Source organism: Streptomyces sp. NPDC093260, assembly GCF_040683715.1.
Lineage (GTDB): Bacteria > Actinomycetota > Actinomycetes > Streptomycetales > Streptomycetaceae > Streptomyces > Streptomyces sennicomposti.
In genome coordinates this window covers 190,847-204,358 of record NZ_JBFBEK010000006.1, presented here as the reverse complement: position 1 = coordinate 204,358, position 13,512 = coordinate 190,847, and the positions used below count along the sequence as shown (strand labels likewise).

Below are 13,512 nucleotides of genomic sequence, written 5' to 3'. Positions count from 1 at the left end.
CATACTCGTCCAGTAAGTTCACACTTAGTAATAGATGACCGAATCGTCCCTGGGCTGGTCATGTGCACCCCGTCCGGTCTGTCAGGATGGAGTCATGGGTCAGCCGGTGGAACGCGCGTCCGGGAACGCGTCGGGAGCAGGGGCGGAGGGGACGCCGTCGGGAGCGGCGCAGCCGGAGCTTCCGCCGGGCCAGCGACTGCAGCGCGGCTGGCCGGTCACCCACTACGGTCCGGTGCCCAAGTTCCGGCCCGAGCGCTGGGAGTTCCGGGTCTTCGGGGCCACCGCCGACAGCGTCAAGCACTGCTGGACCCACGAGGAGTTCACGGCCCTGCCGTACACCACCGTCGTCTCCGACCTGCACTGCGTCACGAAGTACAGCATGCTCGGCGCCGAGTGGGGCGGCATCCCGGCCCGGACGATCCTGGACATCGCCCCGCCCGCGCCGGACGTCACCCATGTGATGGTCTGGGCGGAGTACGGCTTCAGCTCCAACCTGCGGCTGTCCGACTTCACCGCCGAGGGCACCCTCTTCGCCACCCACAAGGACGGCGAGCTGCTCACCGCCGAGCACGGGTTCCCGCTCCGCCTGGTCGTCCCGCACCTGTACGCCTGGAAGGGCCCCAAGTGGGTACGCGGCGTGGAGTACATGACCGCCGACCGGCGCGGCTTCTGGGAGGAGCGCGGCTACCACAACATCGGCGACCCCTGGAAGGAGCAGCGCTACTCCTACCAGGAGGAACCGGGGGACGGGCCGGAGCTGTGAGTTCCGTTTACGGCTGGCCGTCCCTGAGCTTCTTCAGGCGTTCCACGTCCGCCGCGTGCCCCTCCTTGCCGCCCGGGGTCTCGATGACCAGCGGGACGCCCGCGGTGGCCGGGTGCGTCATCAGGGCGCGGAACGGGTCCTCGCCGATGTGGCCGGCGCCGATGTTCTCGTGCTGGTCCTTGTGCGCGCCGGAGACGTCCTTGGAGTCGTTGGCGTGGATCAGCTTCAGCCGGCCCGGGCCCACGGTCTCCACGAGCAGGTCGAGGGTCTGGTGCATGCCGTGCGGGCCGGTCAGGTCGTGCCCGGCGGCGAACACATGGCAGGTGTCCAGGCACACGCCGAGCTTCGGATGGGCGTCCAGCGCCTCGAAGTACGGCCCGAAGTCCCAGGTGCGCGAACACAGGGAGGCGCCCTGCCCGGCCGTCGACTCCAGCAGCAGGAACGGGTCGTCGTCGTGGGTCAGCTCGTCCAGCAGCGGCAACAGGTGCCGCCGTACCTGCGCGAGCGCCACCGCGCGGTCCCGGCCGCCGGTCGCGCTTCCGGTGTGCACGACCACGCCGAGCGCGCCGATCTCCCGGCCGCGCCGCAGCGAGTGGCGCAGCGACTCCACGGACCGCTCCACGGTCGCCTCGGTGTGCGAACCGAAGTTGATCAGATACGGGGCGTGCACGTACGCCGGGATCGACTCCTCGGCGCAGGCCGCGCGGAACGCCTCGTCCTGGCGCGGGTCGCCGGTGGGCGTCGCCCAGCCGCGCGGGTTGGCGACGAAGACCTGGACGGTCTCGGCCCCCAGATCGCGGGCGTAGGCGAGGCCCACGGAGTTCAGCCCGCCCGCGACGGGGACGTGGCCGCCCACCGGGTTGCGGGTGCGGCCGGGCGACAGGGGGAGGGCGGGGGACTGCTGACTGCTCACCCGTTCAGGGTGTCACGGTCCCGGCGTGTGCCGGACCGCCGGGCCGCCGTGATCCCGGTCTCGTCGGGCGGGCCGCCCGGCGTGGACCGGGCGCCTCACCTGATCGTGATGGTGATCGTGGAGCCCTTCGGCGCGCGGTCGCCGCCGTCCACCGACTGCTTCTTGACGGTGTCGCCGAACAGCCCGAGCAGCCCGCGGTCCTCGTCGACCTCGAAACCGGCCGCCTCCAGCGTCTTCTTGGCGTCGTCCACGCTGTCGCCCGTCACGTCCGGCACCTCGACCATCTCCGGGCCCTTGGACAGGGTCAGCGTGACCGTGTCGCCCTCGGCGGCCCGGCCGCCGGCGTCCGGGGACTGCCGGGCGACCTGGCCCGGGTCGTCGTCGGAGTTGACCCGCTCGGCGGCGACCCTCACCTTCAGGCCCGCGTCCGCCAGGTCGGACTTCGCCTGGTCCAGGTCCTCGCCGGTGACGTCGGGCACGTCCACCGGGCGGCCCTGGCTGACGACGAGCGCGATCGCCGATCCGGCCCGGCGGTCGATGCCCGCGCCGGGGTCGGTGCTGATCACGGCGCCCTTGTCGACGTCCTCGCTGAAAGCCCGGCTCACCATGCCCGGCTCCAGCCCCTCCTTCCGCAGCCGGGCGCGCGCCTTGTCCAGGGCCATGCCCTTGAGGTCGGGCACCCGCACGGTCTCCGGACCGTCGGAGAGGGTGAGCGCGACGGAGCCGTGGCCGCGGATGCGGGCGCCGGCCCCGGGGTCGGTGCTGATGACCGTGCCGCGCTGGACCGTGTCGCTGTAGGCGTGCTCGACGCTCCCGACCCTCAGGCCGGCCTTGCCGAGCCGGTCCCTGGCCTGCGCCTCGGTCTTGCCGAGGACCGGCGGCACCTTGGTGAACTGGCCGGAGTTGATGTACCAGACGCCGCCGCCGACGCCGAGGACCAGGAGGACGGCGGCGACGAGCGTGAGCACTCCGCGCCCGGGCCGCCGGGACCCCGTCCGCCGCGGGCCGGGGCCCGGCGGGGGCGGGGGCGTCTCCAGTCGGCTGGTGCGGTGCAGGGCCGCCTCGTCCGCCGGGTCGCCGGAGACGGCCAGTGGACGGGGCACCGTCAGCGCGCGCGGGATCACGCTCGTACGGTCCTCGGCGTTGTCGTGCTCCGCGGTGTGCGCCTGCGGGGGCAGGGCGTCGAGCTGGGCGACGCTCAGCGCGGCGCGGGTGTCGCGTGCGAGCGCCAGCAGGGCCACCGCGTCGTGCGGGCGCGCCTGCACGTCGCGGGCGGTGGCCGCGGCGACCAGCGCGTCCAGCCCGGAGGGCAGGCCCGGCACGGCGGCCGAGGGGGGCGGCACGTCCTCGTGCAGATGCCGGTAGAGCACCTGTGCGGGGGTCTCGCCCTGGTGCGGCTTGCCGCCGGTCAGCATCTCGTAGAGGACGACGCCGCACGCGTACACGTCGACCCGCGGTTCGGCCGTGCCGTTCTCGATCTGCTCGGGGGCGAGGTAGGAGACGGTGCCGAGGACGGCGCCGGTGGTGCTGGTCACCGTGTCCACGGACCGCACCAGCCCGAAGTCGGCGACCTTGACCCGGCCGTCGTCCCCTATCAGGACGTTCTCCGGCTTCATGTCGCGGTGCACGAAGCCCGCGCGGTGGGCGGCGCCGAGCGCGGCGAGCACCGGCTCCAGGATGTCCAGCGCGGCCCGCGGCTGGAGCGCCCCGCGCTCGCGCAGCACGTCCCGCAGGGTGCAGCCGGCGACGTACTCCATGGCGAGGTAGACGTACGACCCGTCGGCGCCTTGGTCGAACACCTGTACGACGTTCGGGTGGTCGAGGCGGGCGACCGACTTGGCCTCGCGGATGAACCGCTCCACGAACGAGGCGTCCGTGGCGAGCGCGGGATGCATCACCTTGAGGGCGAGGACGCGGTCGAGGCGGGTGTCCAGGGCCCGGTAGACCGTGGCCATCCCGCCGGCGGCGATCCGCGCGTCGACGCGATAGCGGCCGTCGAGCACCTGCCCGACGAGAGGGTCCTGAAGGGTCGTATCCACGCAGCGAGTCTACGAGCCGGGACGGACACCCACGTCTCCCGGACGAGGTCCGGGACGGGACTGCAGCCGTCCTGTGACGCTTCCCACGCCCCCTCGCGCGCTCGCTCGCGCCACCGAGCGCCGCCGCGCGAGGCCGGTGCCGCGGCCGGGTGTCCTCCGGTGCGAGGCGGGTGCCGCGGCCGGGCGCCCTAGAAGGCCGGGCGCTCCGGGTCCAGGGCGGCCAGGCCCTCCGCGGGGGAGGACGCCTCGGCGAAGTGGCGCCTGGGGATGCGCCCGGCCAGCCGGGCCAGGCGGCCCGCCGTCACCGCCTGCCGCATCGCCTCGGCCATCAGCACCGGCTCCTGCGCCCGGGTCACCGCCGAGGCGAGCATCACACCCGCGCAGCCCAGCTCCATCGCCAGCGCCACGTCCGAGGCGGTGCCCGCGCCCGCGTCCAGGATCACCGGCACGCGCGCGTGCTCCACGATCAGCTGGAAGTTGTGCGGGTTGCGGATGCCGAGCCCGGACCCGATGGGCGAGCCCAGCGGCATGACCGCCGCACAGCCCGCGTCCTCCAGCCTGCGGGCGAGCACCGGATCGTCGTTGGTGTAAGGCAGCACCGTGAAGCCGTCGTCCACCAGCGTCTCGGCCGCCTCCAGCAGCTCGATCGGGTCCGGCAGCAGCGTCCGCTCGTCGGCGATGACCTCCAGCTTCACCAGACCGGTGCCCAGCGCCTCGCGCGCCAGCCGCGCCGTGAGCACCGCCTCGCCCGCGGTGAAGCAGCCCGCCGTGTTCGGCAGCACGGCGACGCCCAGCTCGCGCAGCACCGACAGCACCGAGCCGTGCACGGACGGATCGACCCGGCGCATCGCCACCGTGGTCAGCTCCGTGCCCGAGGCCACCAGGGCCCGTCGCAGCACATCGAGGCTCGGCGCGCCGCCGGTGCCCATGATCAGGCGGGACGTGAGGGACATGCCGCCGAGGACGAGAGGATCGTCGGCCATGGCTCAGCCTCCCTGGACGGCGGTCAGGACTTCGACGCGGTCGCCCTCGGCCAGCACCGTGGCCGGCCACTGCGCGCGCGGGACGACGGTCTCGTTGAGGGCGGCGGCCACCCCGGAGGGCGCCGCGGTCAGCGCCCGCACGACGGCGTCGAGCGCCGTACCGGGCGCGACGCTGCGGGGGACGCCGTTGACGGAGATGTTCATACCGGCAGCTCCGTGCGGACGGCGGCGCGAAAACGCCGCGGGGTGAAGGGGCGCGCCTCGTCGGGCAGCTCGCCGGTGGCCAGGACGTGCGCCATGACGTCGCCGGTGACCGGCGTGAGCAGCACGCCGTTGCGGTAGTGGCCGGTGGCCAGCAGCAGCCCGGGCAGCACGGTCGGGCCGAGCAGCGGGGCGTTGTCCGGGGAGCCGGGGCGCAGCCCGGCCCGGGTCTCGGTCAGCGGCAGTTCGGTGATGCCGGGCACCAGCTCGTGCGCGTCGCGCAGCAGCTCGTACACGCCGCCCGCCGTCACCGTGGTGTCCCAGCCCAGCTCCTCGCTGGTGGCCCCGACGACCAGCTCGCCGTTCAGGCGCGGCACCAGGTACAGCTGGCTGCCACGCACGACGGCCCGCACCGTGCGGCTCAGGAACGGCGCGTACCGCCGGGGCACCGTCAGCCGCAGCACCTGCCCCTTGACCGGGCGCACCGGCGGCAGCACCTCGTCCGGCACCCCGGCCAGCCGCCCGCTGAGGCTGCCGGCGGCCAGCACCACCTGCCGCGCGCCGAGCGCCGTGCCGTCGCGAAGGGCGCAGCCGGTGGCCCGGTCCCGTTCGACGGTGAGCCGCTCGGCCCACGCGCGGTGGAAGACCACGCCCGCCCGCTCGCAGGCGGTGACCAGCGCCGCGGCCAGCCGCCGCGGGTCGATCTGGTGATCGCCGTCCACCCGCAGCCCGCCGCGCACCCCCGGCGCGAGCATCGGCTCCAGGCGCCGGCACTCCCGCCCCGACAGCCACTCCGACTCCAGCCCCGACTGCCGTTGCAGCGCGTGCAGGTCGCGCAGGTGTGCGCGGTCGTCGGCGTCCAGCGCGACCGCCAGCGTGCCGCACCGGCGGTAGCCGAGATCGGCTCCGGTCGCCTCGGTCAGCTCGGCGGCGAAGTCCGGATAGCGGCGCGCGGAGGCCAGATTGAGGCCGAGCAACGTCTGCTCGCCGTAGTGCAGTTCGGTGACCGCGGCCAGCATCCCGGCCGCCACCTGCGCGGCCCCGCCGCCCGGCTCGGGGTCCACCACGGCCGTGGCCAGCCCGCGCTGCGCCGCGCGCCAGGCCGTCACGAGGCCGATGATCCCGCCCCCGAGGACGAGGACGTCCGAGGTGCGTGACGATGGCAACGACATGGGCTTCCAGCCCCTCCCTTCGCCGGCATGACCCGGATCAGGTTCGTACGGTCGGAGGCCGCCAGCCTCCCTCTCAGCCCGGTGCGTCCGGGCTCCCGCGAGTGCTTGTAGCCTAGCAGCGCCACTTGAGAGGGAGTTTTTCGCATGCCGCGCTCACTGGACGGTCTGGTCCTCGCCCCCGTCGCCGACCAGGCCCCGGGCCAGGTCGGCACCCGCACCCGCTTCACGTACCACGAGGACGACGGCCGGATCTGGGCCGAGTACGCCGGCGGCGACGTCGTACGCGGCCATCTGGTGGGCACCCGCGACGGCGACCGGCTCGACTTCCGGTACGTCCAGCTCAAGCACGACGGCACCACCTCCAGCGGGCACTGCGTGTCCACGGTCGGCGAACTGCCCGACGGACGGCTGCGGTTGACGGAGACCTGGGAGTGGGAGTCGCAGGCCGGCAGTGGGACGAGCGTGGTGGAAGAGATCCGGCCGTAGCGGTCGTGCGCGGGTCTGCGCGCACGCCCCCTGTCTGACCACCAGTCAGTTGTCTATGGTGATCAGGTGAACGAGCAGACGCAGGAACAGGGCGCGGCGCAGCCGCGGCGCGTGGTCGTCGTGGGCGCGGGCATGGCCGGCGTGCAGACCGCGGTCGCCCTGCGCGAGCAGGGCTTCACCGGCTCGGTCGTGCTGATCGGCGCCGAACCCCACCAGCCCTACGACCGGCCGCCGTTGTCCAAGGCCGTACTGCTCGGCAAGGCCGAGGACTCCGCCTTCGACGTCGACTTCGAGGCGCTCGGCCTCGAACTGCGGCTCGGCTGCGAGGCGCTGGCCGTCCGCCCCGAGGAGCATGTCCTCGACACCTCCGCCGGGCCGGTGCCCTACGACGTCCTCGTGCTCGCCACCGGTGCCGAACCGGTTCGTCTCCCGGGCTCCGAGGGCGTCCCCGGCGTCCATCTGCTGCGCACCCTGGACGACGCGGAACGCCTGCGGCCCGTCCTCGCCGCGCAGCACGACGTGGTGGTCGTCGGCGCCGGCTGGATCGGCGCGGAGTTCGCCACCGCGGCGCGCGAGGCCGGTTGCGCGGTGACCGTGGTGGAGGCCGCCGACCGGCCGCTGGCGGGCGTCGTGCCGGACGAGGTCGCCGCCCCCATGACCGCCTGGTACGCCGACAGCGGCGCCGAACTGCGCACCCGCGCGCGCGTGGCACGCGTCGAGCCCGGCGCGGTGGTGCTCGACGACGGTTCGCGGCTGCCCGCGGGCGCCGTCGTCGTCGGCATCGGGGCGCGTCCGGCGACCGGCTGGCTGGCCGGCTCCGGCATCGCACTCGGCGAGCGGGGCGAGATCGTCGCCGACGACCACCTGCGCACCTCCCTGCCCGATGTGTACGCGGTCGGCGACTGCGCCTCCTTCCCCTCGGGCCGCTACGGCGAGCGGCTGCTGATCCACCACTGGGACAACGCCCTCCAGGGCCCGCGCACGGTCGCCGCGAACGTCGTCGGCCCGGCCCCGGCGCCCTACGACCCGGTGCCGTACTTCTGGTCCGAGCAGTTCGGCCGCTTCGTGCAGTACGCCGGGCACCACACGGCCGGCGACACGCTGCTGTGGCGCGGCGACGCCGCCGGGCCGGCGTGGAGCGTGTGCTGGCTGCGCGGCGACCGGCTGGTCGCTCTGCTGGCGGTCGGCCGACCGCGCGATCTCGCGCAGGGCCGGCGGCTGATCGAGGCCGGCACGCCGATGGACGCGGAGCTGCTCGCGGACCCGGCCAGACCGCTGAAGGAAGCCACCGCGTAGGCCACCGGGGCCCGTGCCGGCCGTCCGCCGTCCGCCCAGGTGGGTGGGGCTGACTTCCGGCTGTCGGTGGCAGATGGCACGCTTGGTTCCGTGACCGAGATTGACGCCAAGATTGATGCTCTCGTCCCCGCCTGGCTCACCCTGCCCGACATCGCCGAAATGCTCGACGTCGAGGTGACACGGGTGCGGCAGCTGGTCAAGGAGGGCCAGCTCATCGCCGTACGCCGCGGTGAGAACCGGGCCCTGCACGTGCCTGCCGCCTTCATCGACGGCGACAAGGTCGTCAAGGGCCTGTCCGGGACCCTGACCCTGCTGCGGGACGACGGCTTCACGGTCGAAGAGATGATCGAGTGGCTCTTCACCCCCGACCCGACCCTGCCCGGCACGCCCGCGCAGGCCCTCAGCGAGAACCGCGGCACGGAGGTGAAGCGCCGCGCCCAGGCCCTGGCCGTCTGAAGCCACGCCGCCCTGACCGGGGGCACGGCTTCGGGCCGGCCCCCGGCTCCACCTCCGGCCCCCGCGGGCCGGCCCCGTCGGTGCCTTGGCTCCGAAGGGCACGGCCTGCGGTCCCGCACCGGCCGACCGCGGGGCCACCGGCGCCGCTCCCGCGAGGGCGGCGCCGGTGGCCCCGCGTAGGCTGTGGGGCCGTACGCACCGCACTCGCGGTGGCGCGTCCGCGCACCGCGCCCCACGGCGGCGCCCGCACGCACCGCGTCCACGGCGGGGCGTCACCGCACTGACAGAAGCGCTCTCGCGCACGCATCCGCAGCGGCGTGTCGCCGCGTCCGCGCAGGCGACCTGTAGGGCGCGCGCCCGCGACCGCCGCGGTGCGACAGCGCCACCGACGAACGAGGGGGACCCCGTATGTCCGACGCCGCGATCGCCGACGCCCGGGAACGGCTCGCCGACGCCCGGCTGTACCTGTGCACGGACGCCCGCAGGGACCGCGGCGACCTCGCCGAGTTCCTCGACGCGGTGCTGGCCGGCGGCGTCGACATCGTGCAGTTGCGGGACAAGGGCATGGAGGCGGGAGAGGAGCTGGCGCACCTGGAGGTGTTCGCCGACGCCTGCGCCCGCCACGGCAAGCTCCTCGCGGTCAACGACCGCGCGGACGTCGCCCACGCCGCCCGCGCCGACGTGCTCCACCTCGGCCAGGGCGACCTGCCGGTCCCCGCGGCCCGCGCGATCCTCGGCGACGACGTGCTGATCGGCCGCTCCACGCACGCCGAGCAGGAGGCCGACGCCGCGGCGGTCCAGGACGGCGTGGACTACTTCTGCACCGGCCCCTGCTGGCCCACTCCCACCAAGCCCGGCCGCCACGCGCCCGGTCTCGGCCTCGTCCGCCACACCGCCGCCCTCGGCGTCGACCGCCCGTGGTTCGCCATCGGCGGCATCGACCTCGGCAATCTGGACGACGTCCTGGCGGCCGGCGCCCGCCGCGTCGTGGTCGTCCGGGCGATCACCGAGGCCGACGACCCCGGCGCGGCGGCGGCGGAGTTCGCCAAGCGCCTGCGCGAACCGCGCCAGGGCGTGCCCCGGACGTAGCGTCGTCCGTCCGGAGGGCGGGGCGGACGGGATCTGCGGAACACGCCCTGGACCGCCGGTCCCGCCCGTTCCCGGCCGCCCGCGTCCCGCCCCTCGGACGCCGGCGGCTGTGAGGCGGCCGCTTCGCGCCCGTAGGACACCCGCTTCCGGACGGAAGTGTCCGAAGGGTGGACAACAAAGGGGCAATTCGGTCAAATTTCCGGCACTCGGTTGGGGCCCCGCCGCCCCGTGGATAACCTGCGGGTATGGCCCTCGGAACCGCATCCACCAGGACTGACCGCGCACGCACCGTGCGCGACATGCTCGCCACCGGCAAGAGCACGTTCTCGTTCGAGTTCTGGGCGCCGAAGACGGAGAAGGGCGAGCGCAACCTGTGGAACGCGCTGCGCAGGGTCGAGGCGGTCGCCCCCGACTTCGTCTCGGTGACGTACGGCGCCGGCGGTTCCACCCGCGCGGGCACGGTCCGGGCCACCCAGCAGATCGCCGCCGACTCCACCCTCACCCCGGTCGCCCACCTGACCGCGGTGAACCACTCGATCGCCGAGCTGCGCAACATCATCGGCCAGTACGCCGACGCAGGCATCCGCAACATGCTCGCCGTGCGCGGCGACCCGCCCGGCGACCCGATGGGCGAGTGGGTCCCGCACCCGCGCGGACTGACCTACGCCGCCGAACTCGTCCGCCTCATCAAGGAGTCGGGCGACTTCTGCGTCGGCGTGGCGGCCTTCCCGGAGATGCATCCCCGCTCGGCCGACTGGGACACCGACGTCGCCCGCTTCGTCGACAAGTGCCGCGCGGGCGCCGACTACGCCATCACCCAGATGTTCTTCCAGCCGGAGTCCTACCTCCGGCTGCGCGACCGCGTCGCCGCCGCCGGCTGCGAGACCCCGGTGATCCCCGAGGTCATGCCGGTCACCAGTGTCAAGATGCTGGAACGACTGCCACAGCTCAGTAACGCCGTCATCCCCGACGCCCTGAAAGAGCGGATCCTCGCGGCGAAGGACGATCCGGCGGCGGTACGCTCCATGGGAATCGAGTTCGCCACCGAGTTCTGCGCGCGGCTGCTGGCCGAGGGAGTGCCCGGACTGCACTTCATCACGCTCAACAACTCCACGGCGACCTTGGAAATCTACGAGAACCTGGGCCTGCACCACCCCCCGCGGGCCTAGACCGGCCGCACCCGCGTACGACACACTGCGGAGCGGCCACTGGGAGAGGGGCGTACATGGGCTGGACGGTCCTCTACATCGCGTTCGGCGTCGTCGCGCTGTGGCTGCTCGGCGAGGTGCTGTTGCAGTACAAGGCGCGGCTGCGCTGGCGGCTGCTCGCCTTCGCCGGCTTCCTGTGCGTGGTGGTCGGTGTGCTGATGCCGTCCGTCCTGGTCATCGCACTGGGTACCGCGGCCTTCGCGGTGGGGCAGACGTTCGTGACGCTGTCCTTCCGCCGCGGCTTCGCGGCCGGCTGGGCGGTCAGCCGGCCGGGTCCGGGCGCGGAGAGCGGTGCCAAGCGCCGCCGGGGCCGCGCCGAGCGGAAGAAGGGCGAGGCCCCGCAGACCGCCGGCCTCGACACCGCCGCCGGCCCCGACACCGGCGACGCCGACGGCGCGCACCTCGCGGACGGCACGGACCCGGTGACCGGTGCGGACGGCCTGCCCGGCCACGACGTCCCGGCGTACGCGCACGACGACGACTACGACCGCGACGACGTCTTCGCCCCCGCCCGCCCCCTCCAGAACGCGGGCGACGACGCCACCGCCGTGTACGCACCGCAGCCCCTGCCCGACGACACCGGCTCCTACGGCGTCTACGACCCCCGGCCCGCCCAGGACCAGTACGCCACCGCCGCACAGGGCGCCGACCAGGGCTACGACTACTCCGGCTACGGCCAGCAGACCTACGGCTACGACGGCGCCGGCCAGGGCTACACCGGCTACACCGACCCGTACCTCGGCGACCAGTCCGGCTACGGCGGCGCCTCGTACGACCCGTCCTACGGCCAGGGCGGCGCCCAGGCGCCGTACACGACCGGCGGCTACGGCGGCGAGACCCCGGCCGCCGGGGTGTGGGTCCCGCAGCAGCGCGCCGACGACCCGCACGGCGGCGCGCTGCCGCCCGAGCAGCAGCCCTTTCCGTACCAGGGTGACGGCCAGAACCAGAACCCCGCCCCGCACGCCCCGGGCTTCGACGAGCAGTACCGCTTCTGAGCCGGTGGACCCGGCGGGCGCACCGGCGGGTCCCGCTCGCCGCGCCTGCTCACTGGGAGCCGCGGAACTCCGGTCCCTCCACGATCAGTCCGGCCACCAGCGCGCCCGACATCCCGGCGTGCGGCAGTCCGCCGCCGGGGTGCGACCAGCCGCCCACGGTGAACAGACCGGGCAGCGCCGTGGAGTTGGCCGGGTGCAGCAGCCGGCCCCCGGCTGCGGCGAGCGCCGGGGCGGGCACCGCGCCGCCCGGCGCGCCGGTCTCCCGCTCGATGTCGGCCGGGCCGCGCACCTCGTGCCACAGGACGCGCTCCCGCAGCCCGGGCACCGCCCGCTCGGCCGCCGCGATCATGCGCTCGGCCTGGGCCTCCAGCGGCTCGCGCCCCGCCGGTTCCGCACCGCACGCCGGGACCGTGGCCGTGAGTGTGACGGCCTCGTGCTCCGGATCCGGGACCAGCGCCGGGTCGCCCGGCCGCGTCACGGCGACCGTCGGCAGTGCGGGCGGCACGGGGACCGTGCCGAACAGCGCGTCCAGCTCGGCCGCGCGGTCCGGGGTGTGCACCACGGTCCGGTGGGCCGTGCCCTCTGGGCGGCCGCCGCGCAACGCCAGCAGCACCGTCAGCCGGCTCGGCAGCCCGCGCCGGGCCGGCACCGCGCCCGGCTCCCGGACCGCCGTCCGCCCGGCGAGGCGGTCCAGCGTCTCGGGCGGGACGCCGGCGACCACGAACTCCGCCTCGGCCACGGTCCCGTCGGCGAACTCCACGCCCGCCGCCCGGCCGTCCCGCTCGGCGATCCGCACGGCCTCGGCGCCGAAGACGAACTCCACCCTGCGGGCCACGCACCGCTCGTACACCGCGCGGGCCAGCTCGCGCAGCCCGCCCCGGACATACCAGGTGCCGAAGGCGTGCTCCATGTACGGCAGCACGGCCGCGCTCGCCGGGGCCGTCCGCGGATCGAGGCCGTACGCGAGCGCGTGGCTCTCCAGGAGCGCGGCGAGGCGGGCGTCGCGCAGCTCCCAGGCGCCGACCTCGGCGAGCGTGCCCGCCCGGCGGGTGCGCAGCAGACGCTTGTGCGGCACCGCCGGATAGGGCTCGCGCTCGGCCAGCACCGGCCAGTCGGGCCACAGCGGCTCCTCCAGGAGCGGTCTGCGGGTGCGGTCCCAGGCCTCGCGCGCCCGCACCAGGAAGTCGCCCCAGCGCTGCCCGGCCCCCGACCCCAGCGCCTCGTCCAGGGCCGTGACCACGCCCGCGCGGGACGCGTTCGGCAGGGACACGGCGGTGCCGTCCGCGAAGACGTGCCGGGCCGAGGGGTCGACCTGGACCAGCTCGACGCGGTCCTCCAGCGGCTCCCTGCCGGTCTTGACGAACAGGTCGCGGTAGACCGCGGGCAGCGGGAGCAGCGCGGGGCCGGTGTCGAAGGCGAAACCGTCCCGCTCGAAGCGGCGCACCCCGCCGCCGTACGTCTCCGTACGCTCGTACACCGTCACCCGGTGGCCCGCGACGGCCAGCCGGGCGGCGGCAGCCATCGCGCCCGTCCCGGCGCCGATCACCGCAATCCGTGCCATGCCGGGGACTTTACCGACCACCACCGACCGTCCCCGCCGCGGGGCCGTGACCAGCGTCTTCGTCTCTGGACGGCCCGCCGGCCGGGGCCGGGTGCGCGGTGCTGAGTACCCGTACCTAGCCGCACAGATGAGTACGCGCGCGGATGGGGGCGGGGCCGCCGGGCCGGAAGAGTGGAGGCCACGGGAAGGGGCACGGCGCCGGTACCGCCGACACGGGGCGGCGGAACGGCGCCGCCCTGGACCGCTCCTTCCGCCGGCCGGCGTCGGCGGAAGCGAGGCACGGGGGACCCGGGTGACCGACGGGGGCCCGACGGGGGAACGGGGGCGGGACAGGAGCGCCGGCGCGCGGT

The 13,512-nt window shown here is 74.8% G+C and carries 13 protein-coding genes and 1 riboswitch; of the genes, 7 read left to right on the top strand and 6 right to left on the bottom strand.

Going from position 1 to position 13,512, the window contains the following annotated elements; translation table 11 throughout:
- Nucleotides 1-94 precede the first annotated feature (94 nt).
- Complete coding sequence (locus tag AB0N63_RS10420; protein WP_365526849.1) at nt 95-763, top strand: sulfite oxidase-like oxidoreductase; 669 nt, start codon at nt 95-97, stop codon at nt 761-763.
- Nucleotides 764-770: 7 nt separating this feature from the next.
- Here AB0N63_RS10420 and AB0N63_RS10415 read toward each other — a convergent pair whose 3' ends face one another.
- The 5 genes from AB0N63_RS10415 to thiO all read right to left on the bottom strand — a co-directional run bounded on the left by AB0N63_RS10415 (nt 771) and on the right by thiO (nt 6,065).
- Nucleotides 771-1,676 (bottom strand): deoxyribonuclease IV, encoded by a 906-nt coding sequence (locus AB0N63_RS10415; RefSeq protein WP_365526847.1) that lies wholly within the window; start codon nt 1,674-1,676, stop codon nt 771-773.
- A 95-nt stretch (nt 1,677-1,771) separates the two neighbouring features.
- Entirely contained in the window at nt 1,772-3,715 is a 1,944-nt protein-coding gene (gene pknB, locus AB0N63_RS10410) for a Stk1 family PASTA domain-containing Ser/Thr kinase (protein ID WP_365526844.1), read from the bottom strand.
- 188 nt (nt 3,716-3,903) lie between these two features.
- Nucleotides 3,904-4,698, bottom strand: a complete 795-nt coding sequence (locus tag AB0N63_RS10405; protein WP_365526842.1) for a thiazole synthase — start codon at nt 4,696-4,698, stop codon at nt 3,904-3,906.
- A 3-nt stretch (nt 4,699-4,701) separates the two neighbouring features.
- A complete protein-coding gene (gene thiS / locus AB0N63_RS10400; protein WP_365526839.1) occupies nt 4,702-4,902 on the bottom strand; it encodes a sulfur carrier protein ThiS in 201 nt (66 codons plus the stop codon).
- Nucleotides 4,899-6,065 (bottom strand): glycine oxidase ThiO, encoded by a 1,167-nt coding sequence (gene thiO, locus AB0N63_RS10395; protein ID WP_365527047.1) that lies wholly within the window; start codon nt 6,063-6,065, stop codon nt 4,899-4,901. Before thiO ends, thiS begins: the two co-directional genes overlap by 4 nt.
- 3 nt (nt 6,066-6,068) lie before the next feature.
- Nucleotides 6,069-6,180, bottom strand: a riboswitch (TPP riboswitch).
- A 35-nt stretch (nt 6,181-6,215) separates the two neighbouring features.
- Here thiO and AB0N63_RS10390 point away from each other — a divergent pair.
- The 6 genes from AB0N63_RS10390 to AB0N63_RS10365 all read left to right on the top strand — a co-directional run bounded on the left by AB0N63_RS10390 (nt 6,216) and on the right by AB0N63_RS10365 (nt 11,601).
- On the top strand, nt 6,216-6,557 hold the full coding sequence (locus AB0N63_RS10390) for a hypothetical protein (RefSeq protein ID WP_365526836.1): 342 nt from the start codon (nt 6,216-6,218) through the stop codon (nt 6,555-6,557).
- 66 nt (nt 6,558-6,623) lie between these two features.
- Nucleotides 6,624-7,853 (top strand): FAD-dependent oxidoreductase, encoded by a 1,230-nt coding sequence (locus tag AB0N63_RS10385; RefSeq protein ID WP_365526833.1) that lies wholly within the window; start codon nt 6,624-6,626, stop codon nt 7,851-7,853.
- 90 nt (nt 7,854-7,943) lie between these two features.
- A complete protein-coding gene (locus tag AB0N63_RS10380) occupies nt 7,944-8,309 on the top strand; it encodes an Rv2175c family DNA-binding protein (protein WP_027758504.1) in 366 nt (121 codons plus the stop codon).
- A gap of 408 nt (nt 8,310-8,717) precedes the next feature.
- On the top strand, nt 8,718-9,398 hold the full coding sequence (gene thiE, locus AB0N63_RS10375; RefSeq protein WP_365526831.1) for a thiamine phosphate synthase: 681 nt from the start codon (nt 8,718-8,720) through the stop codon (nt 9,396-9,398).
- Nucleotides 9,399-9,643: 245 nt separating this feature from the next.
- A complete protein-coding gene (gene metF, locus AB0N63_RS10370) occupies nt 9,644-10,567 on the top strand; it encodes a methylenetetrahydrofolate reductase [NAD(P)H] (RefSeq protein ID WP_365526829.1) in 924 nt (307 codons plus the stop codon).
- Nucleotides 10,568-10,623: 56 nt separating this feature from the next.
- Nucleotides 10,624-11,601 carry a hypothetical protein gene (locus tag AB0N63_RS10365; RefSeq protein WP_365526826.1) on the top strand — a complete coding sequence of 326 codons (978 nt, stop codon included), beginning with the start codon at nt 10,624-10,626 and terminating at the stop codon, nt 11,599-11,601.
- Nucleotides 11,602-11,650: 49 nt separating this feature from the next.
- Here the strand turns inward: AB0N63_RS10365 and AB0N63_RS10360 are convergent, their stop codons facing one another.
- Nucleotides 11,651-13,162 carry an NAD(P)/FAD-dependent oxidoreductase gene (locus tag AB0N63_RS10360; protein WP_365526823.1) on the bottom strand — a complete coding sequence of 504 codons (1,512 nt, stop codon included), beginning with the start codon at nt 13,160-13,162 and terminating at the stop codon, nt 11,651-11,653.
- Nucleotides 13,163-13,512: the final 350 nt, after the last annotated feature.